Raw genomic sequence first — 19,114 nt, 5'->3', positions numbered from 1 at the left:
CTGTTATGGTCAACGCTTTCTTAAGTCCGACGCCTCATCATCGCCTCATCGAGGATGAGGACGGGGACCGGCCATGATCGTGCGTCAGTTTCTCCTGTGGGCCCGTACGGCGCCGGACGAGGCGCGGGCCAAGGCGACCTCCGCTCTCGCGCGGTCCTATCTGCGCTCCGATCTCGGTGCCGACGACCGTGCCGAGATGGAAGCCGCGTTCCCTGTCATTGCCAGGGATCCGTCGCCGCAGGTGCGGCTTGCCCTTGCCATGGCGCTCGCCCGCCACCCGCTGGTGCCGGCCGATATCGTACTGATGCTGGCGGCGATGGATGGCGAGCCGGGCGCGGTCGTGCTGGCGGTCTCGCCGGTGCTGAACCCCGCCGAGCTGATCGAATTCTGCGAGAGTGGCGACGCCACCAAACGCCTCGCCATTGCCTCGCGCGCCGGATTGCCGGCGGAGGTTGCGGCGGTGGTCGCCGAGGCCGCCGATGCCCGCGCCTGCCTCGCGCTCATACGCAATGACAGCGCCGATCTGCCCGGCTTCGCTCTCGGGCGCATCGTCGCCCGCTTCTCGCATGTGCCGGCGATGCGCGATGCGCTGCTCGCCCGCCCGGACCTGCCGGCCGCGGCCCATCAGGCGCTGATTCGCGCGGTGGCGGGAATGCTGTCGAATTTCGTTGCCGAGCGGCAATGGCTGTCGCCCGGCGCTGCCGCGCGGGTGGCCCGCGAGGCCTGCGACCAGGAAGCCGTGGCGAGCGCCCAGCGCGGCGCCGCCGATGTGCGCGAACTGGTCGAGGATATGAAGCGGCGCGGGCAACTGACGCCGGCGCTGGCGCTGCGGGCGCTGCTGTCGGGCCAGATGCGCATGTTCATCGAGATGGTCTCGGTGCTTTCCGGCGTGCCGACCGACCGGGTGGCAGCGATGATCGCGGATCGCTCCGGCAGCACCTTCCGCCTGCTCTATGACCGGCTCGGCCTGCCGCGCGGCGCCTATGTCGCCTTCCGCACGGCGCTCGAAGTGGTGCAGAGTGAGAGCTATCTCGACGAGGAGGATGAGGCCGTCGGCCTGCGCCGCCGCATCATCGACGAGGTGATCGACCGCTACGAGGTCTCCGGCCACACGGCGGAGGGCAATCGCCTGCTCGGCGTGCTGTGCCGCTGGCGTGACGAGGCGGCGCGCGGTGCGGCCTCGGGCGAGGGGCTCGCCGCCTGACCGGCAGCGGTCAGCCGAACTGCTCGCGCAAGATGCGCTCTTCCATGGAGTGGTCGCGGTCGACCAGCATGGTCATGGAGGATGTCGGGTCCAGCCGCGCCCGCACCGCGACCACGTTCAGCACCTGGAAATGGTCCGCCGTCGCGTTGACCGGGCGCTTCTCCGATTCCATCACCGCGATGTCGACCCGCGCCCGGTCCGGCACCAGCGCGCCGCGCCAGCGCCGCGGGCGGAAGGCGGAGATCGGCGTGATGGCGAGCAGGGGCGTGCCGATGGGCAGGATCGGCCCCTGCGCCGAGAGATTATAGGCGGTCGAGCCGGCGGGCGTCGCCACCAGCACGCCGTCGCAGATCAGCTCCTCCATGCGCATCTTGCCGTCGATGGCGATGCGCAGCTTCGCCGCCTGGTAGGATTGGCGGATGAGCGAGACCTCGTTGATCGCCGGGGCGCGGTGCAGCTTTCCGTTCACATCGGTCGCTTCCATCATCAGGGGATGGATGACGACGCGCTGGGCGGCAGCGATGCGGGCCGGCAGGTCCTCCTGCCGGTAGCTGTTCATGAGGAAGCCGACGGAGCCGCGATTCATCCCGTAGATCGGGATGCCGCTGTCACGGAAGCGGTGCAGCGTCTGCAGCATGAAGCCGTCACCGCCGAGCGCCACGACGATATCCGCGTCCTCCGGCGCCACGCTGCCATACTGGGCGACGAGCTTGGCGCGCGCCTTCTGCGCGTCGGGGGCCTCGCTCGCGACGAAGGCGATTCGGCCATATGCTGGCACCGCGTCAGCGTCCGCGAGTGATTCCGGGGCAGGGCGGGCGACTTCATTCATGCGGGACGGCCCCAGGCACGGGGGTGGGAGATGGCGGAGCAGGCAGGCGGCTACGGCACGGTGGTGATCTATACGAGCTGGCCGAGCGCCGTCGAGGCCGAAGCCGCGGGCCGGGCGATCGTCGCCGACGGTCTCGCCGCCAGCGTGAATATAGTGCCCGGAATCGTCTCGATCTATCGCTGGCAGGGCGAAATCGAGCGGGCCGAGGAAGTGATGATGATGTTCAAGACCCGCGAGGAGCTTGCCGAGCCGGTGACGCAGGCCGTCCGCGCGCGCCACCCCTATGAAACCCCGGCCATATTGGTGCTGCCGGTGATTGGCGGCGATCCCGACTATCTCGACTGGATCGACGCGGAAACCGTGCTGCCGTAAGGCGGTGCCGGCTCACGCGGCCGGAGGCTCGCGCAGATAGGGCTCGACCGGGCCCTGGAGCTTCACCGTCATCGGGTTGCCCGCACGGTCCTTGGCCTTGCCGACGGAGACGCGGACCCAGCCCTCGCTGACGCAATATTCCTCGACATTGGTCTTCTCCACGCCCTTGAAGCGGATGCCGACGCCGCGCTCGAGCAGCTCGGCATTGTAGAACGGGCTCATCGGGTCGCTGGAGAGGCGGTCGGGCAGGATGTCGGTCATGTCGGGTACTCATTTCGGTTCAGGCGGAGCCGCGACACATAGCAGGCTCGCCGGACCGCCTCCAGCCCATGGCGAGAGGCGGCGCGGCAGGGCTCAGAGCACGGGGTTCCACTGCGCCGGCACGACGCGATAGCCGGTGCCGTCCTTCTCGATGAAGCCGGTCGCCGGGAAGGGGTAGTGATAGCCGGTCAGCTGCAGGCGCTCGGCGGCAACCATGTCGTAGATGCGCTTGCGGGTCTCGGTGGCCTTGGCCGGATCCATGTCGAACTGCACCTGCCATTCCGGATTGGCGGCGAACAGGATCGGGATGTTGGTGGTGTCCGCCTGGATGAACAGCTTGTCGTTGCCCGAGGCGAGGACCAGCGCGGTGTGGCCCGGCGTGTGGCCGACCGCGTTGACGGCGGTGAGGCCGGGGACGACTTCCTTGTCCCATTCGTAGCGCTTCACGCGGCTGTCTATGTCCTTGAAGACGCGGCGGACATTCTGGAACGCGCCCTTCATGCCCTCCGGCGCGCGGCTCATCTGACCCTCGTCCATCCAGAACGCCCATTCGGCGGCCGGCACCAGGATCTCGGCATTGGGGAAGGCGAGGCCGCCATCGGCCGTGCGCAGGCCGTTGATGTGGTCGGCGTGGAAATGGGTGATGACCACGGTGTCGACATCGGCGGGCTTCACGCCGGCCCAGTTGAGATTGGCGCCGAGCTTGCCGACGGTCGAGTTGCCGCTCTGCGGGCCGTTGCCGGTGTCGATCAGGGTGAGCTTGCCGCCATTATTGATGAGCAGCGGGTTGAACTGGATCGACAGTGTGTCCTTGGGCAGGAAGCCGGCCTGCAGGGCGGCGTTGACCTCCTCGCGACTGGCGTTCTTCACGAAGCCGTCCGGCAGCGGGAAGGTGCGGACGCCGTCATTCGCCACGGTCACCTCAATGTCACCGACCTTGTAGCGGTAGAGGCTCGGCACCTGCTGGCCCGAAGCGGTCTGGGCGCGTGCCGGCGCGGCGGTCATGGACAGCAGCGGCAGCGCGGCGGAAAGCACCGGCAGGCTGGCGGCACCGATGAGAAGCTGGCGGCGGGAGGCGTGCATCATGTCTGGCTCCGTAAATCGCGGGCCGACCCGGCGGGAAACGGCGCCGCAGGCTAGTGGCGCAACGTCACGGGGTCACGGCACGGTACTTCACGTTCGGGTGAGCCGGCTCAGAAGCGATAGTGGTAGCCGACCTCGATGCCGTTGTAGCTGGGACTGCCGTTCGACCAGTCGCGTTCGATGAACAGCGACACGGTATTATGCGCGTCCAGCTTGAAGTTGACGCCGGTGGCGACTTCCGGCGTGTCGTAGTCGTTCGATGTGTCGAAAGCGTTGCGGTAGCGAAGCCGGAACATGGTCCAGCTCCACTTCTCGTTGATCGGGACCGCTCCGGCGAGCGTGATGTAATAATAGGGAAAGCTGCCGGAATCGTCAGAATGGATGAAATGTTGGCCGATGCCGACCGTGCCGGTCAACGCCAGCTTGCCGAGGTCATAGGTGTAGCCGATGCCGATCTGCGCGTTGGTCTTTGAATTCGATGTGCCGGCGGTGTCGTAATATTTGACCGAGCCGGAGATCGACACCTTGTTGTCGAAGGTATGCGCCGCGTCGATCTGCCAGTCCGTGCCGGTGGTGGCGCCGAAATCATCCGGCGCGCGCTCGGTGGTGAAGGTGCCGCCGATGCTGGTTTCCCCCGCCTCGGCGGTGGAGCTTCCGATGGCGAGCGCCGCGACGCCCGCAAGAAGCAACAGATGGTTGCGCGTCATCCCAGACCCCTCGCCGAACGGGGATGTCGCATGAAGCCCCGGCTCCATGCCACGGTCCCTCAACAAACGTGAATTCGATGGCGTAGGGAGCGACGTAGGCAGGCTCAATCATACGTAGGGATGGTCCGGTATCATGTGCCGGGCTGACGGCCTTTTGGGCTTGTCGTCAGCGCTTCGGCTTGCCTTTCAGCAACACATAGGCGGTGGCGGCGAGCAGGGTGAGGACGACGAAGATGACGCCGACCACATTGATCACCGGCGACAGGCCGAAGCGCAGCCGCGAGGCGATCTCGGTCACCAGTGTCCACTCGCCGCCAATGGCGAACACCGTGGTGTTGTAGTTCTCGAAGGACTGGAGGAAGGCGACAACCGCCGCCGTGAAGGCGGTCGGCGCCAGGAAGGGCAGGGTGATGCGCCGGAACACCAGCCCGTGGCTGGCGCCGAGGTCTAGCGCGGCCTCCTCCAGCGTGCGGTCCTGACGCTGCAACCGGGCGAGGAACAGCAGCATGGCGTAGGAGGCGATGAAGCTCGACTGCGCCATGACCGCGACGAACAGCCCGCCCGGCACGCCGAATTCGCGCCAGAAGATGAGGCTGGAAATGCCGAGGATAATGCCCGGCGTCAGCACCGGCGAGACCAGCACCGAATAGAGCACGGTGCCGGAGCGTTGCCCCAGGCGAGTGAGGATCAGCGCGCCGGACAGGCCCGCCGGAATCGACACCGCGATGACGCCGAGCGCCACCAGCACCGAATTGACCAGCCCCTGCAACAGACGCTGGTCATGGGCGAGGGCGACGAACCACTTCAGGGTGAAACCCTGCCACTGCGTCACCGAGGGGTAGTCGAAGCTGTTGAACGCCGCTGCCGACATCACCGCCAGCGGCAGGAACAGGTAGAGGACGAACAGGCCGATATAGATGTTGAGCACCAGCCGGGCGCCGGGGCTCTCGGTTGCCGTGCTCATTTCGCGATGTCCCTCAGTCCGACGCCGAACAGGCGCATCATGAGAAGGATGAAGGCGGTGCAGACCACCAGCAGCGACACGGCATAGGCCGAGCCCATGTTCCAGTTGTTGCTCTCGTAGAACTGCCGGTAGACGAGCTGGCTGAACCAGTCGCCACCCTGGCCGCGCGTCATGATGGCCGGCACCGAATAGGACCCGGCGGACAGCATGAAGGTCATGATGCATCCCACCGCGATGCCGGGCTTGGCATGGGGGATGATGACGCGCCGGTGGATGCGCAGCGTCGAGGCGCCGAGGTCGCGGGCGGCCTCGATCTGGTTGCGGTCCAGCGTCTCCAGCGTGTTCACCATCGGGAACACCATGAACAGCACATAAGTGTAGATCATCGCCAGGAAGACGGCGGAGGGGTTCTCCAGGAATGGAATCCACTCGCGCGCGTCGAGATCGATGAAGCCCATCCACGCCAGCATGCCGTTGATGACGCCGCGATAGTCGAGGATCATCAGCCAGGCATAGACCCGCAGCAATTCGTTGATGGCATAGGGCACGATGAGCGCGACGGTGAGGATCACCGCCTTGCGCGGCCCGGAGGCGAGCGCCACCACATAGGCGACGGGGTAGCACACCACGAGCGCCAGCGCCGTCACCATCAGCGCGTAGATGATGGTGCGCACGAAGATGTAGAGGTGCAGGCCGCTCATGCGGGTGAAATTGGCCAGCCCGTAGCTGCGGGGCGGGTTGCTTTCCTGCGCTTCGAGCTGGGTCGCCTCGGCCTGCTTCGCGGCGATCTGGGCCTCCAAGGCGGCCTTCTTCGCGGCGTCGGTCTCGGCGTTGCGGTCGAGTTCCAGCAGCGAGATGTCGTTGTACAGGCGGTCGATGGTCAGCGAGACGTCGCCCTTGGAATCCTGCCACCACAGCGATTGCTGTAGCATCGCCCCGAGCGGCACGACGATGAGCGCCAGCACCCACACCACCAGAATGCTCGCCAGCAGCAAAGCGAGCGGCCGGCCATAGGCGCGCGACAGGCTACCCATGGGCCAGCACTCCCGCCGGAAACACCAGCGCGTCGCCGATGCCGAAGGAGAGCGTCAGTTCCTCCGGCAGGTCGCGCACGGTCGGGCCGTTGGTGACGGTGACGGTGAAGTCGTGGCCGGCGGCGGCGCAGACGAGGTTGACGGACGGGCCTTCGAGGCTGCGCGAGACGAGGCGCGCGGGGATGAAATTCTCATTGCCGTCGACCAGCACGATGCGCTCCGGGCGCACCATGACATGGGCGGCGTCGCCGACCTTGAGCGCGCCCTTGGCGCGGCCGGTGATGCGCCCGACCGGGGTCTCCACCACGGTGACCTCGTCGGCGATGCCGGCGACGGTGCCCTTGAGCACGTTCTGCTCGCCGACGAAGGTGGCGACGAACGGCGTGGCGGGGTCGGCATAGAGCGTGTCGGCATCGGCCACCTGCTCCAGCCGACCACGGCTCATCACCGCCACGCGGTCCGACATGGCGAGCGCCTCGCCCTGGTCGTGGGTGATGTAGATGAAAGTGATGCCGACCCGCTTCTGGATGGCGCGCAATTCGGTGCGCATGTGCTGGCGCAGCTTCAGGTCCAGCGCCGAGAGCGGCTCGTCGAGCAGCAGCACGGAAGGCTCGACCGCCAGCGCGCGGGCGATGGCGACGCGCTGGCGCTGGCCGCCGGACAGATCGGCGGGCCTTTTGTCGCCGAACTGGCCGAGCGCGACCAGCTCCAGCAGTTCCTGCGCACGCCGCAGGCGATCCTTCTTGGAGACGCCGCGCGCCTCCAGGCCGAAGGCGACATTCTCGGCGACGCTCATCAACGGGAACAGCGCGAGGTTCTGGAAGATCAGCGCGGTGGGGCGCTCGTTCGGCCCCTTGCCGGCCATGTCCTCGCCACCGATGAGCACGCGGCCCTCGGTCGGCTGGATGAAGCCCGACACGGTGCGCAGGATCGTGGTCTTGCCGCAGCCGGAGGGGCCGAGAATGGAGAAGAACTCGCCGGCATGGATGGAGAGGTCCGTCGGCTGGACCGCGGTCGCATCGCCGAAACGGATCGATACCTTGTCGAGACGGACGTCCTTGCCGCGCATGGGCGATACCTTCGGAAGGGTCGGCGAGTGGGAGAGGTTGGCCGGCGGCCGGCGCCGTCCGCGTCATCGTCGGGAAGAGCCCGGCAACGATAGGACATGGCATGGGATAAGACGAGGATCCCCGGGACCAGCCCGGGGATGACGTGGTTCAGCGATGTTGGAGGGCCGGGCGCGCCGGCCCCCTCGCATCAGCTGTTGGTCAGCTTCTCGACGTATTCGGCGCGCAGCTTGGCGTAGAAGTCGGTCTGCATCGGCCACCAGAACAGGTTGTCGATGGTGCCGGCCGGATAGGCCGCTTCGAAATCCTCTCGGGCTTCGGCCGAGAGGAACTGGCCGGCGCCGACCGCGGCGCTGTTGTAGCCGGTGGTGTTGGCGAACTTGGCGCCGATCTCGGGCTGGTAGAGGAAGTTCGCCAGCGCATAGGCCTGCTCGAGATTCGCCGCGCCGGCGGGAATGGCCAGCGTGTCGGTCCAGGCGAGGCCGCCTTCCTTGGGCATGCCATAGCGCCACTTCTTGTCGGTCTTGCGGTGCAGCATGATGCCCGTGGTGTCCCACGTCTGGCCGATGGTCGCGCCGGCGTCGGTGAAGGCGGCGGTCGCTTCGGTGGCGTTGTTCCAGTAGGCGCCGATATTGCCCTTATGGGCGAGGATGTACTTCAGCACGCCCTCGAACACGCGGCGGCTCTCGGCTTCCGACTTGTAGAGGTCGAGGCCGCGATTGGACGGCAATTCGCCGGTGGCGTCGAGATAGAGAGCGACGCCGTTGAACACCGACTTCTGACGGATGGCGGTCTGCTTGGGGTGATCGGCGAGCCACATATCGCCATAGGAGATATCGCCCGACTTCTTGCCCGGGAACTTCGAGGAATCCCAGGTGACGCCTTCCGTGCCCCAGTCGAACGGCACGAGGTAGCGCTTGCCGCGATAGGCCGCGCCGAGGGTGAGCGAGTTGCGGTAGATCGACGGGATGACCTGCGCGGCCTTGAACTTGGTCTCGTCGATCGGCTGCAGCAGGTTGTCCTTGTAGTAGTTCGGGCCGGTGTCGACCGAAGGGAAGAGCAGGTCGAAGCCCTTGCCGCCGGCGGCGCGCAGCTTGTTCTCGGCCTCCTCGTTCGAGCCGTAGGTCGAGAGGTTCACCTTGACGCCGGTGGCATTGGTGAAGTCCGCCAGCAGGGTGTTCTTGTCGAAGTAGTCACCCCAGGCGTAGACATCGACGGAGCCGGACGAGGCGAGCGCATCATGGGCGCGCAGCACGGCCGGCGCGGCCAGCGCGAAGGCGCCAGCCTTCATCATGTCACGGCGGGAAAAACGGGTCATTCTGAACCTCCCTGAGCCCTCTGGGGCGAAACTGCGTCCGCTCTAGTGAGTGGCGATGAACGAACGATGACACGAGCTTTGGACGGCCGGAAGCACCTGTGAGCAAGCCGAGAGCGGCTGTCGGATTTCAACAGCGACCTTGTCGACTTCCTTCAATGGCGATCCAGCATTCCGGCACCGTGCCAGGGTGCGACAATCTGTCATGTCGAGAGCGCTGGCAAGTCGGCACAGGTGCCTTAAGTTTTGCGCACCCGTTGATCCGGGCCCCTCTGACGCGAGCCGAGCCGGCGTTCGCGTGATGTCGGATCGCTTCCGATGTCGCGCCGGCTGGAATCGTGTTCGAAGATGACCCCTCTTTTCCCTTCCTTTGCATCCCTAAACGGTTGTCGCGCGTTGACGCGCGGCTATCGTCACGTCGTGTCGATCTCGGGGGAGTGATCCGGTGGAATATCTGATGGAACTTGCCGCCAGCCCGGCGGCCTGGGCGGCGCTTATCACCCTCATCGCGATGGAGGTGGTGCTCGGTATCGACAACCTTCTGTTCATCTCCATCCTGACCAACAAGCTGCCCGAGGATATCCGGCCGCGGGCCCGGCGGATCGGCATCGGCCTGGCGCTGATCATGCGCCTCGGCCTGCTCAGCACGGTGGCGTTCATCGTCCAGCTCACCGAGCCGGTGCTGACCGTGTTCGGCCAGGCCTTCTCGTGGCGCGATATGATCCTGATCGCCGGCGGCCTCTTCCTGGTGTGGAAGGCGACCAAGGAGATCCATCACAACATGGCGCCGCATGACGAGCAGGTGGCAATGGAGGGGGGGCTGCTGAAGGTGAGCTTCAGCGCCGCCATCGTGCAGATCCTGATCCTCGATCTGGTCTTCTCGGTCGACAGCATCATCACGGCCGTCGGCATGACCGAGCATATCCCGATCATGGTGGTCGCGGTCGTCTTCGCGGTGCTGACCATGCTGCTGGCGGCGGGCCCGCTCGCCAACTTCATCAACAAGAACCCGACGATCGTGATGCTGGCGCTCGGCTTCCTGCTGCTGATCGGCACCACGCTCATCGCCGAGGGCTTCGGCGCGCATGTGTCCAAGGGCTATATCTACACCGCCATGGCGTTCTCGGCCGGTGTCGAAGCCCTGAACATGATCCAGCGGCGCCGGCGTGCCGGCGCGCACTGAGGGCTGACACGGCTTGATCCGGCGGCGTGGCGATCGGAAACGACACGCCGCCGGATAGTGCTAGGATCCCGCGCGATCTTTCACGGAGCCCGATCCATGACGCAGGACAGCGATCCGCCCGCGAGCGGCGAGGCCTTGCCGGCCGACAGCAAGCTGACCACGACCAAGCAGCGCTGGGCGCGGGAGGGCAAGTTCCTCACCGGCCGTGTCGCTCGGCCCGAGAGCGACCGGCTGCCGCCCGGCCAGCATCTGGTGCGCGACTGGCCGGTACTCGATTTGGGCCTGCAGCCACGCATTCCCCTCGATCACTGGCGGCTGGACGTGACCGGCGAGGTGGAGCAGCCCGTGTCTTGGGACTGGGCCGCTTTCCGGGCGCAGAAGCAAACCAGCGAAGTGACGGACATCCACTGCGTCACCACCTGGTCGCGCTACGACAATCGCTGGGAAGGCGTGGCGACGCGCGACCTGCTCGACATCGTGATGCCGAAGGCCGGCGCGACCCATGTCGTGCTGCACTCACATGACGGCTACACCACCAATCTCGCGCTGGAGGATTTTGCCGCCGAGGATGCGCTGGTGGTGCATAGCTGGGAGGGCGAGCCGCTCACGGTGGAGCATGGCGGGCCGGTGCGCCTCGTCGTGCCGCATCTGTATTTCTGGAAGAGCGCCAAGTGGCTCAAGCAGATCGAGTTCCGCACCGCCGACCAGCGCGGCTTCTGGGAAGAGCGCGGCTACCATAACCACGCCGATCCGTGGCTGGAGGAGCGCTATTCCGACGACGAGTGAGCGGCGATGGGGTTGCGCGCCGGCCAGACAACAAAAAGCCCGGCCGGGGATGAACCGGCCGGGCTTTTTATGTCGAGCCGAGCGGCTCAGCGCGGGCGCGAGGTGCCCGGGCGCAGGAAGCTGCCGGTCTGGCGCGCCGGCTCGCCGGCGCTGGCCACCTTGCGCGGCGGCGTCGAGGAGCTGCCGGAGAGCGAGGTTCCGGATGAGCCGGAATGCCCGGTCGTGCTGGTGTAGGAAGGCTTGCTCACCGTGCTGCCCGCATAGCTGCCGGACGTGCCGGATGGCCGCTGGTTGGAAGCATAGGCTTTGGCGAGGCTGCCGAGCGGAGCCTTGGCGGCCTGGCTGGCGCCGATACCCGTCGAAGAAGTCGTGGACGGCCTGCCGCTGATCGGTCCCTTGGCGATCGGTCCCTTGGCGAGCTGCGCGGTGCGCGGCAGATCGGGAGCGACGGCGGGGCGGGCAGGACGGGTGGTGGAGAGCTCGCGGCGCAGCTTGGCCCAGGTCTCGGCCAGCGCCGACGGATCCCAGCTCGGCTCCTTCTCGTCGACTTCCCACTTCGCCAGCGTCTCCGCCGTGGCAACGCCGGAATCGACGCGATGGCGCGGCTCGAGTTCAGGCGGTGTGGTGGTCATCGCTGTCTCCGCCGCAGCGGCGGGTGCCGATGCGGCAACAGCAGCCACCGGGGCATTGGCGGCGACCAGCGGCGCGGTGGCCGCGACGGCCGTTCCCGGCACGGCCACGTTCCACTTGCCGGTTTCCCACTCGTTGATCGCCCACATGACGGCGGCGCCGAGGCCCGCGCCGGCGGCGATATCGGTGATGCTCACACCAGGCACCACCGCTAGATACAAGGCGCATATGACGGCGACGCCGACATAGCACGCGGGTGCACGCCACTTCGATTGCATATCGGAATCCCCAGATCCCCTGAGATTTGAAACAACATAGCTGATTCGCGGGAATCTCAGTGCCTTACGCGAAAGAAATGACGCGGATTCTCGGCGGGGCAGATCGCGGCGCCCGAGGGTCGGCCATGGCCCGGATCCGGTCACTCGTCGACGAGCATATCGGACGAGAGAACGGGTGACGGCGGCCGTTCGACCACCCGCGCGAGGATGTAGTTCTCGACCGCGGGGTGGGCCGGCAGCCGGAGGTGGCTGCTTGCCCGTGCCCCCAGTGCGCGGGCGGTGATGTTGACCGCGCCGGCCACGGGGCCGAAGCCGGGGCCACGAATGGCGTAGCAGCGGCTCACGGGGCAGGGCGGCGCGGCGGGGGCGGCGTCGATGGTGATGACCACGGGTTCGGGTGCGCCATAGGCCGCGAGGCGCGCGGCGAGCCGCAACCCGGCGACGCCGCCCATCGAATGGCCGATGATAACGTCCGGGACCACTCCCGCGCTGCGGCCCATCGCATGGCTGTCGACATAGACGTCGTAGCCGGCACGCCACAGGCGCCGGGCGAGCGGGTTGAGGCCGATGCCGGCATTGCCGGCGCGGACGCCGAGCCCGTTCAGCAGCAGGATCGTCAGGCCGGCGCGCGGCGCGCCCTCCTCCTGGGCCGCCGCCGGGGGGCCATTCACCACCGACGCCACGAGAACCGCCAGCAGAGGCAGGACCCCCGCATTCGTTCGCCCGATCCGCTTTGATAAGGGCGGCGGGGAGGTGGGGGCGGCGGGTCGCATGGAGAGGCTCTCCTCGTCGCTTGCCGCCGCGCGATTCGCGCGGCTGGAGAGGAACGCGCCCGCGCCAGGAAAGTTCGCTGGCAAGCCAGCAAGGGCGCCGGAAGAGAAAATGGTGCCGGATGAGGGGATCGAACCCCCGACCTTCGGTTTACAAAACCGCTGCACTACCGCTGTGCTAATCCGGCTTTCCCGGGCCCGGCTGGCGTCGCTTCCACCAGCTCTTTCGGGTCCGTGCGGTTCTCTTCGCCGATGGTCGCCTCCGGGTCAAGATCGTCGCGCCGCCGGTTCCGGGCCGATCGGCGGTTTACGCGGGCGGCGGGCGACGCCACTGTGCGCGCGACATACCCTATCGAGGTGCCAGTGCATGTTTGAAGTGCTTGACGGCGTGAAGCTGATCGCCGACGGCGACAATGTCGTTTCGGCGGAGGGAAGGCGTTCCATGGGTTTCGAGCCGGTGTCGCGTCGGCTCTGGAAGGAACTGGCGCGCAAGGGCGGCACCTTCGTCGATGCGGGAGCCTATACCGGCTTCTATTCCATCCTCGCCGCCGTGAACGGCGCGGCGCGGGTGCATGCCTTCGAGGCCAACCCGATCGTCGTCCCGCGCCTGCTGGCCAATCTGGGCCTGAACCAGATCGGCCAGGTTGTCGTGCATCCGCACGCGCTGGCCCGCCTGTCGGGTCGACGGATCGACATCAAGGGCAAGACCGGGCTCAACTCGGCGGCGAGCATCGTCGGCGAGGGGGCGGCCATCGCCTCCGCCAGCACGCTGTCGCTCGACGATGTGGGTCTCGCCGAGCTCGCCGCGATCAAGATCGATGTCGAGCGCTCCGAACTGGACATGCTCCGGGGTGGCGAGGCCACGATCCGGCGCTGCAGGCCGCACATTCTCATCGAATTGCTCGACGATATCGAGCCGGTGGACGCCCTGTTGCGGGAATGGGGCTATGTCGGCGAGATGACCGACGCGCATATGTACCATTACCACGTCTGAAGGCCGCTCCGCCCTCGCGCGCAAGCCGAACGTGACCCTGCGACGCAAATCCCCGATTGCGCCGAGGGGCGCCATCTGCGAGACGATTCACCTCAGGCTCGGCGGTGCTCGCTGAGTCAGGGGGCCGGCCGCTCACGAGGCCGGGACAGTTCGCTTGGGAGGCGGAAGATTGCTATGAAGGGGACTATTTTCGCGCTCGGGGCCCTGATGCTCGCCGGCATGGCCGGCACGGCATCGGCACAGACCATGAGCTACGCACAGGCCGGCGCTCTTATCGCCAAGAGCTGCGGCCCTTCCATCGAGCGCTTCTGCGCGAAGGTGAACATTGGCACCGGGCAGGTCCAGCAGTGCCTGCAGCAGCACCAGGACCAGGTGCCGCGCCAGTGCTTCGACGATTTCGCGGCGGTGCAGACCGCGATTGCCAAGCGCGTCGCGGCGCAGGCCGCCGCCGGGCAGGCGTGCTCGGCGAGCGCGCAGCAGTTCTGCTCAGGTGTGAAGCCGGGCGATGCCAACATCCTCGACTGTCTGCTGGACTCGGTGAAGGTCGTGCGTCCTGCCTGCAAGCAGACGCTGATCGACGCCGGTTGGGCCAACTGACGAACACGGCAACGCTCAGGGAAAGAGACAGAACATGACCCGCTTCACCCGCCTCGTCGGGGGCATGGCTCTCGCCGCCGTGCTCGCCGCGCCGCTCGCCACCGGCGCCGTGGCCCAGACCGACATTTCGAACACGCAGATCCTGCAGGGACTCTCCAGCGTCACCAATGACGATCCCTCGCTCACCGTCGCCCTGCTGCGCAAGATGGCGCAGGACGCGGTGGCGCAGAACCAGCCGTTGGGCGTCGACAAGTCGGCGATCGCCAAGAAGCTCGACAAGCTGGCGCAGATCACCGTGCAGATCCAGTTCGCGCTCAACTCGTCGATCATCCGCCCTGAGTCCTACGGGACCCTGGGCTCGATCGCCGATGCCATGCACCACCCGATCCTGTGGAACTACAAGTTCGTCGTGGTCGGCAACACCGACGCGACCGGCACCCGCGCCTACAATCTGAAGCTTAGCCAGGAGCGCGCGGAGGCCATCGTGCAGGCGCTGGTCGTGCTGTTCCGCATCTCGCCCGACCGCCTGGAAGCCCTCGGCCTCGGCCAGGAAGCGCTTCAGGTGCCGGGCAAGCCGGACGATCCGATCAACCGCCGCGTGCAGATCTTCAACATCGGCACGATGGGGCCGATGGGGAAGGCCTGGACCAACCCGCAGTGATCTAGGAGGGAGGACGGGGCGGTACGCCCCGCCAGTTCTCTGTGCTACCAAGGCCGTCCGGTGCGCTCCGCGCCGGACGGCCTTTCCTTTTGAACACAGAGTTTCGCTGAGATGAGCATCAAGAGAATCGAGATCGGCCCGCGCATGAGCCAGGCCGTGGTGCACGGCTCCGTCGTCTATCTCGCCGGCCAGGTGGCGGCGGGCGAGGGCGTTGCCGCCCAGACCAAGGCGGTGCTCGGCCAGATCGACGCGCTGCTGGCGGCGGCCGGCAGCGACAAGACCAAGCTGCTGACCACCACGATCTACCTCGCCGACATCTCCACTTTCGCCGAGATGAATGCGGAGTGGGACAAGTGGGTCGCGCCCGGCCACACGCCGGCCCGCGCCACGGTCGAGGCGGCGCTCGCCACCCCGGCCTACAAGGTCGAGATCGTCGTCACCGCGACGCTCTGAAGCATTGCGCTGCGTTGGCCCCGGCCGGCAGCCGACAAAAGAAAGGCCCCGTCGCGAGACGGGGCCTTTTGCATTCTCAAGGCGGCTCCACCCGAGGACGGAGCCGGGAGGCGGCTAGTGCCAGTCCTCGAGGTTCCGGTCCTTGGTCTCCGGCAGGAAGATGATGGCGATAACCACCGTCATGATGGCGATGACGATCGGGTACCAGAGGCCCGAGAAGATGTTGCCGGTTGCCGCCACGATGGCGAAGGCGGTGGGTGGCAGGAAGCCACCGAACCAGCCATTGCCGATGTGGTAGGGCAGCGACATGCCGGTGTAGCGGATGCGCGTCGGGAACAGCTCGACGAGCAGGGCGGCGATCGGGCCGTACACCATCGTCACGTAGAGGACGAGGATGAACAGCAGGCCGATGACCGTGAGCGAGCGGCTGTCGCTGAGCACGCCGGCAATGGTCGGCTGCTTCAGGATCGACGGGTCGCCGACCTTCGGGTAGCCGGCCGTCTGCGCTGCCGCGACGATCGCCGCGCCGGCCTTGTCGGTGTCAGGGATGACGACGTCGGTGCCGTTGACGCTGGCGACGAGCGGCGAACCGGCGGCACCGGCCTTCAGCTCGTAATGCATCGAGTTGGTCGCCAGGGTGCGGCGGTAGACGTCGCAGGGCCGGGTGAAGACGCGCACGCCGACGGGGTCGAACAGCGTGCCGCAGCTCGCCGGATCGGCCGTGATGTCGATCTTCACGTTCTCCGTCGCCGCGATGAGCTTCGGGTTGGCGATGCGGGCGATGTTCTCGAACAGCGGGAAGTAGGTCGCCGCTGCGATGAGGCAGCCAGCGATCAGGATCGGCTTGCGGCCGATCTTGTCCGACAGCCAGCCGAACAGGATGAAGAACGGCGTGCCGATCAGCAGGCCGGCGGCGATGAGCAGGTTTGCCGTCGTGCCGTCCACCTTCAGTGTCTGCGTCAGGAAGAACAGGGCGTAGAACTGCCCGGTGTACCAGACGACTGCCTGGCCGGCAGTGCCGCCGAACAGCGCGATAAGGGCGATCTTGGCGTTCTTCCAGCGGCCGAAGGCCTCGGTGAGTGGCGCCTTCGAGCGGGTGCCCTCGGCCTTCATCTTCTGGAAGGCAGGGGATTCGTTCAGTTGCAAGCGGATCCAGATCGAGAAGCCGAGCAGGATGATCGACAGCAGGAACGGAACGCGCCAGCCCCAAGCGTTGAAGTCTTCCGGCGTCATGGAGAGGCGCAGCGTCAGGATGACCAGCAGCGACAGGAACAGGCCGACCGTTGCGGTGGTCTGAATCCACGACGTGTAGAAGCCGCGGCGCCCGTGCGGGGCGTGCTCGGCGACATAGGTCGCGGCACCGCCATACTCACCGCCGAGGGCGAGGCCCTGGGCGAGGCGGCAGGCGATGAAGATCGCCGGAGCGGCATAGCCGATGGTGTCGTAGCTGGGCAGCAGGCCGACCATGAAGGTGGCGATGCCCATGAGCGTCATGGTGACAAGGAAGGTGTATTTGCGACCGATGAGGTCGCCGAGGCGGCCGAAGAACAGCGCGCCGAAGGGACGCACCGCGAAGCCGGCGGCGAAGCCGAACAGCACGAAGATGAACTTCGCCGTGTCGTTGGTGCCGGGCACGAAGGTCGCGGCGATATTGGCCGCGAGCGAGCCCGCAAGGTAGAAATCGTACCATTCGAAGACTGTGCCGGCGGAGGAGGCGATGATGACCTTTCTCTCCTCCGGCGTCATCGGTCCGGCCTTCGCGGCCGGTCCTGCCGTTGTTACGCTCATGTTCGTTCCCTTCCCCAGAAAAAGTCGCGCGAAAATCCAGACGCGTGCTGCCGGGCACGCGTGAAAAACTCGAGCTCCGGAATGGAGCTGCGCCAGTCATGTCGGTCGAGTTTGGGAGTTCCTTGGGAACACCTGTCGCTCGGGCTGTTTCCTCCCGAAGACGGCGCGCCACTACCTAGCTGCGCCGTTCCCCGGATCCGTGGCACGCGGAATTCTTCGACTCCTGCGCTGCCTCAAAGGAAAGCTTGGCGAAAACCGCCCGGTTTGACGATTGGCAATTGGTCGTAACGTCCCGCCACATGCGACGGGACTGAGCGCGCGCCCGATGGAGCCTCGCTCCGGAGGGGGGCTCAGCCGCGCGCGGCGATGGCGCGCCGGGCGATGTGCAGGGCCAGCACGGCGGCGTTGGAGACGTTGAGGCTGACGATGGCGCCGGGCAGGTCGATGCGCGCCAGCGTATCGCAGGTCTGGCGGGTGAGCTGGCGCAGGCCCTTGCCCTCCGCCCCGAGCACGAGCGCCACCGGCGCGCGCAGCCTGGTGTCGACGAGATCGGCCGGGCCCTCGCTGTCGAGGCCGACCACCTGCACGCCGCGCTTCTTCAGGTCTTCCAGCGCGCGGGCGAGGTTGCCGACGAAGCAGAACGGCACATGCTCCAGCCCGCCGCTGGCACTCTTGGCGAGCACGCCGGTCGCCGCCGGACTGTGGCGCGCCGTGGTGACGATGGCCCCGACCTTGAGCGCCGCCGCCGAGCGGACGATCGCGCCGACATTGTGCGGGTCGGTGATCTGGTCGAGCACCAGGATGAGGTCGTTCTCGGCCGCCGTCGCGAGATCGAGCGAGGGCAGGGGATCGCACTCGGCGAACAGGCCCTGATGCACCGCGTCCGATTCGAGCAGGCGGTCGATCTCGCCGGGGCGCACCAGCTGCGGCTCGACCTTGAGCGGGACCGATTCGTCCTGCAGCCGTTTCAGCGCATTCTCGGTCGCCAGCAGGCGGCGGATGCGGCGCTGTGGATTGCGCAACGCCTCGGTGACGCTGTGAAAACCGTAGAGGATGGCGACGTCGTCGGGCCACTCGCCGAAGGGTCGGCCCGCGGGCCGCTCGCGCCGGTCGTCGCCGCGCGGTCCACTGCCGCCGAAGCGAGGCTTCGTCGGGCGGGAAGGGCGTCCCGGCGGCTTTCCGGGCGGGCGGCGGAATTGGTCGTTCATGCCGCCGCTTCTGTCACGCCGCGCGCGGCTTTGCAATTTCATCCGTTCGGGCCGGCGGGAGACGGCGCGGGGGATGGCGGGCCGATCGGGGTTGACAGGGCAGGGGCACCTCACCATAAAGCCGGCCGCACGGGTACCGGAGCTTCACGCCACCGGGGCCCGGACAGGTCGACCGACTGGTGCCTCTAGCGTGCCGGGCGCGACCGACGTGCGAGGGGGAGTGTCCCGAGCGGCAAAGGGGGCGGACTGTAAATCCGCTGGCTATGCCTTCGTAGGTTCGAGTCCTACCTCCCCCACCACGTCGCTCTTCGTTATGCTTGCCACGGTACCTCGCGGGTGTAGCTCAATGGTAGAGCAACAGCCTTCCAAGCTGATGACGAGGGTTCGATTCCCTTCACCCGCTCCACTCCCCTGATGCCGCGACATTCTGCGTCTTATCCGCCGCCGACGGACCGCTGCGCGGGCCGCGCGCGATTCGCCGTCAACGCGGCTCTTGCGGAATTGCGGGAAACCGCCTATCCCACGCCCCGATTTTTCGCGACCTCGGGACGTCGCTGAAGGAAAAAAGAGCCATGGCCAAAGAGAAGTTCAACCGTTCGAAGCCTCACTGCAACATTGGGACGATCGGCCATGTTGACCATGGCAAGACGTCGCTGACGGCGGCGATCACGAAGGTTCTTGCGGAATCGGGCGGGGCGACGTTCACGGCGTACGACCAGATCGACAAGGCGCCGGAAGAGAAGGCGCGCGGCATCACGATCTCGACCGCTCACGTCGAGTACGAGACGTCGAACCGTCACTATGCCCACGTCGACTGCCCCGGCCACGCCGACTATGTGAAGAACATGATCACCGGCGCGGCGCAGATGGACGGCGCGATCCTGGTGGTGTCGGCGGCGGACGGCCCGATGCCGCAGACCCGCGAGCACA

At 66.9% G+C, this 19,114-nt stretch carries 21 protein-coding genes and 3 tRNA genes; 11 read left to right on the top strand and 13 right to left on the bottom strand.

Going from position 1 to position 19,114, the window contains the following annotated elements:
• The first annotated feature begins 73 nt into the window (after positions 1 to 73).
• Complete coding sequence (locus tag ACO2RV_RS07975; protein WP_423291614.1) at positions 74 to 1,204, top strand: DUF2336 domain-containing protein; 1,131 nt, start codon at positions 74 to 76, stop codon at positions 1,202 to 1,204.
• Positions 1,205 to 1,214: 10 nt separating this feature from the next.
• Here the strand turns inward: ACO2RV_RS07975 and ACO2RV_RS07970 are convergent, their stop codons facing one another.
• A complete protein-coding gene (locus ACO2RV_RS07970; RefSeq protein WP_423291612.1) occupies positions 1,215 to 2,033 on the bottom strand; it encodes an NAD kinase in 819 nt (272 codons plus the stop codon).
• A 30-nt stretch (positions 2,034 to 2,063) separates the two neighbouring features.
• On the opposite strand from ACO2RV_RS07970, the gene cutA reads away from it, so the two are divergent.
• Positions 2,064 to 2,405, top strand: coding sequence for a divalent-cation tolerance protein CutA (gene cutA / locus ACO2RV_RS07965; RefSeq protein ID WP_423291610.1), 342 nt, complete (start codon positions 2,064 to 2,066; stop codon positions 2,403 to 2,405).
• 12 nt (positions 2,406 to 2,417) lie between these two features.
• Here cutA and ACO2RV_RS07960 read toward each other — a convergent pair whose 3' ends face one another.
• The 7 genes from ACO2RV_RS07960 to ACO2RV_RS07930 form a co-directional block, all read right to left on the bottom strand.
• Complete coding sequence (locus tag ACO2RV_RS07960) at positions 2,418 to 2,666, bottom strand: DUF3297 family protein (protein WP_423291608.1); 249 nt, start codon at positions 2,664 to 2,666, stop codon at positions 2,418 to 2,420.
• Between the two features lie 93 nt (positions 2,667 to 2,759).
• Positions 2,760 to 3,749 carry an MBL fold metallo-hydrolase gene (locus ACO2RV_RS07955; protein WP_423292051.1) on the bottom strand — a complete coding sequence of 330 codons (990 nt, stop codon included), beginning with the start codon at positions 3,747 to 3,749 and terminating at the stop codon, positions 2,760 to 2,762.
• Positions 3,750 to 3,859: 110 nt separating this feature from the next.
• Positions 3,860 to 4,456, bottom strand: a complete 597-nt coding sequence (locus ACO2RV_RS07950; RefSeq protein WP_423291606.1) for an outer membrane beta-barrel protein — start codon at positions 4,454 to 4,456, stop codon at positions 3,860 to 3,862.
• Positions 4,457 to 4,622: 166 nt separating this feature from the next.
• Positions 4,623 to 5,420 (bottom strand): ABC transporter permease, encoded by a 798-nt coding sequence (locus ACO2RV_RS07945; protein ID WP_423291604.1) that lies wholly within the window; start codon positions 5,418 to 5,420, stop codon positions 4,623 to 4,625.
• Positions 5,417 to 6,454: an ABC transporter permease gene (locus ACO2RV_RS07940; RefSeq protein ID WP_423291602.1), complete on the bottom strand. Its 1,038-nt coding sequence runs from the start codon at positions 6,452 to 6,454 to the stop codon at positions 5,417 to 5,419. Before ACO2RV_RS07940 ends, ACO2RV_RS07945 begins: the two co-directional genes overlap by 4 nt.
• Positions 6,447 to 7,523 carry an ABC transporter ATP-binding protein gene (locus ACO2RV_RS07935; protein WP_423291600.1) on the bottom strand — a complete coding sequence of 359 codons (1,077 nt, stop codon included), beginning with the start codon at positions 7,521 to 7,523 and terminating at the stop codon, positions 6,447 to 6,449. Before ACO2RV_RS07935 ends, ACO2RV_RS07940 begins: the two co-directional genes overlap by 8 nt.
• 188 nt (positions 7,524 to 7,711) lie before the next feature.
• Positions 7,712 to 8,839, bottom strand: coding sequence for an extracellular solute-binding protein (locus tag ACO2RV_RS07930; protein WP_423291598.1), 1,128 nt, complete (start codon positions 8,837 to 8,839; stop codon positions 7,712 to 7,714).
• Positions 8,840 to 9,281: 442 nt separating this feature from the next.
• Between ACO2RV_RS07930 and ACO2RV_RS07925 the strand changes: the two genes are divergently transcribed.
• Together ACO2RV_RS07925 and ACO2RV_RS07920 are read left to right on the top strand one after the other, a co-directional pair.
• On the top strand, positions 9,282 to 10,019 hold the full coding sequence (locus ACO2RV_RS07925; RefSeq protein WP_423291596.1) for a TerC family protein: 738 nt from the start codon (positions 9,282 to 9,284) through the stop codon (positions 10,017 to 10,019).
• 96 nt (positions 10,020 to 10,115) lie between these two features.
• The gene (locus tag ACO2RV_RS07920) at positions 10,116 to 10,805 is read left to right on the top strand and encodes a sulfite oxidase-like oxidoreductase (RefSeq protein WP_423291594.1); all 690 of its coding nucleotides are present in this window, start codon (positions 10,116 to 10,118) and stop codon (positions 10,803 to 10,805) included.
• Positions 10,806 to 10,891: 86 nt separating this feature from the next.
• Here ACO2RV_RS07920 and ACO2RV_RS07915 read toward each other — a convergent pair whose 3' ends face one another.
• The 3 genes from ACO2RV_RS07915 to ACO2RV_RS07905 form a co-directional block, all read right to left on the bottom strand.
• Positions 10,892 to 11,632, bottom strand: coding sequence for a hypothetical protein (locus ACO2RV_RS07915; RefSeq protein WP_423291592.1), 741 nt, complete (start codon positions 11,630 to 11,632; stop codon positions 10,892 to 10,894).
• 221 nt (positions 11,633 to 11,853) lie between these two features.
• The gene (locus ACO2RV_RS07910) at positions 11,854 to 12,486 is read right to left on the bottom strand and encodes a hypothetical protein (protein ID WP_423291590.1); all 633 of its coding nucleotides are present in this window, start codon (positions 12,484 to 12,486) and stop codon (positions 11,854 to 11,856) included.
• A 110-nt stretch (positions 12,487 to 12,596) separates the two neighbouring features.
• Positions 12,597 to 12,671: transfer RNA gene (locus tag ACO2RV_RS07905), tRNA-Thr, on the bottom strand.
• Between the two features lie 179 nt (positions 12,672 to 12,850).
• Here ACO2RV_RS07905 and ACO2RV_RS07900 point away from each other — a divergent pair.
• The 4 genes from ACO2RV_RS07900 to ACO2RV_RS07885 all read left to right on the top strand — a co-directional run bounded on the left by ACO2RV_RS07900 (position 12,851) and on the right by ACO2RV_RS07885 (position 15,188).
• Positions 12,851 to 13,477, top strand: coding sequence for an FkbM family methyltransferase (locus ACO2RV_RS07900; RefSeq protein WP_423291588.1), 627 nt, complete (start codon positions 12,851 to 12,853; stop codon positions 13,475 to 13,477).
• Positions 13,478 to 13,651: 174 nt separating this feature from the next.
• Positions 13,652 to 14,074, top strand: coding sequence for a hypothetical protein (locus ACO2RV_RS07895; RefSeq protein WP_423291586.1), 423 nt, complete (start codon positions 13,652 to 13,654; stop codon positions 14,072 to 14,074).
• 34 nt (positions 14,075 to 14,108) lie between these two features.
• Complete coding sequence (locus ACO2RV_RS07890; RefSeq protein ID WP_423291584.1) at positions 14,109 to 14,735, top strand: OmpA family protein; 627 nt, start codon at positions 14,109 to 14,111, stop codon at positions 14,733 to 14,735.
• Positions 14,736 to 14,846: 111 nt separating this feature from the next.
• The gene (locus ACO2RV_RS07885) at positions 14,847 to 15,188 is read left to right on the top strand and encodes a RidA family protein (RefSeq protein WP_423291582.1); all 342 of its coding nucleotides are present in this window, start codon (positions 14,847 to 14,849) and stop codon (positions 15,186 to 15,188) included.
• A 114-nt stretch (positions 15,189 to 15,302) separates the two neighbouring features.
• Here ACO2RV_RS07885 and ACO2RV_RS07880 read toward each other — a convergent pair whose 3' ends face one another.
• Both ACO2RV_RS07880 and rlmB read right to left on the bottom strand, forming a co-directional pair.
• Positions 15,303 to 16,976, bottom strand: a complete 1,674-nt coding sequence (locus tag ACO2RV_RS07880) for an MFS transporter (RefSeq protein ID WP_423291580.1) — start codon at positions 16,974 to 16,976, stop codon at positions 15,303 to 15,305.
• Positions 16,977 to 17,326: 350 nt separating this feature from the next.
• Positions 17,327 to 18,184 (bottom strand): 23S rRNA (guanosine(2251)-2'-O)-methyltransferase RlmB, encoded by an 858-nt coding sequence (gene rlmB / locus ACO2RV_RS07875; protein WP_423291578.1) that lies wholly within the window; start codon positions 18,182 to 18,184, stop codon positions 17,327 to 17,329.
• A gap of 214 nt (positions 18,185 to 18,398) precedes the next feature.
• On the opposite strand from rlmB, the gene ACO2RV_RS07870 reads away from it, so the two are divergent.
• The 3 genes from ACO2RV_RS07870 to ACO2RV_RS07860 form a co-directional block, all read left to right on the top strand.
• Positions 18,399 to 18,483 (top strand) — tRNA-Tyr (locus ACO2RV_RS07870).
• 33 nt (positions 18,484 to 18,516) lie between these two features.
• Positions 18,517 to 18,590 (top strand) — tRNA-Gly (locus ACO2RV_RS07865).
• A 166-nt stretch (positions 18,591 to 18,756) separates the two neighbouring features.
• On the top strand, positions 18,757 to 19,114 hold a 358-nt coding region (locus tag ACO2RV_RS07860; protein WP_423291576.1), incomplete at its 3' end, for a GTP-binding protein.

The organism is Ancylobacter sp. VNQ12 (assembly GCF_049445835.1).
Classification (GTDB): Bacteria; Pseudomonadota; Alphaproteobacteria; order Rhizobiales; family Xanthobacteraceae; genus Ancylobacter.
The sequence above is the reverse complement of the archived record's forward strand: the minus strand, read 5'-3'. Positions and strand labels throughout refer to the sequence as shown.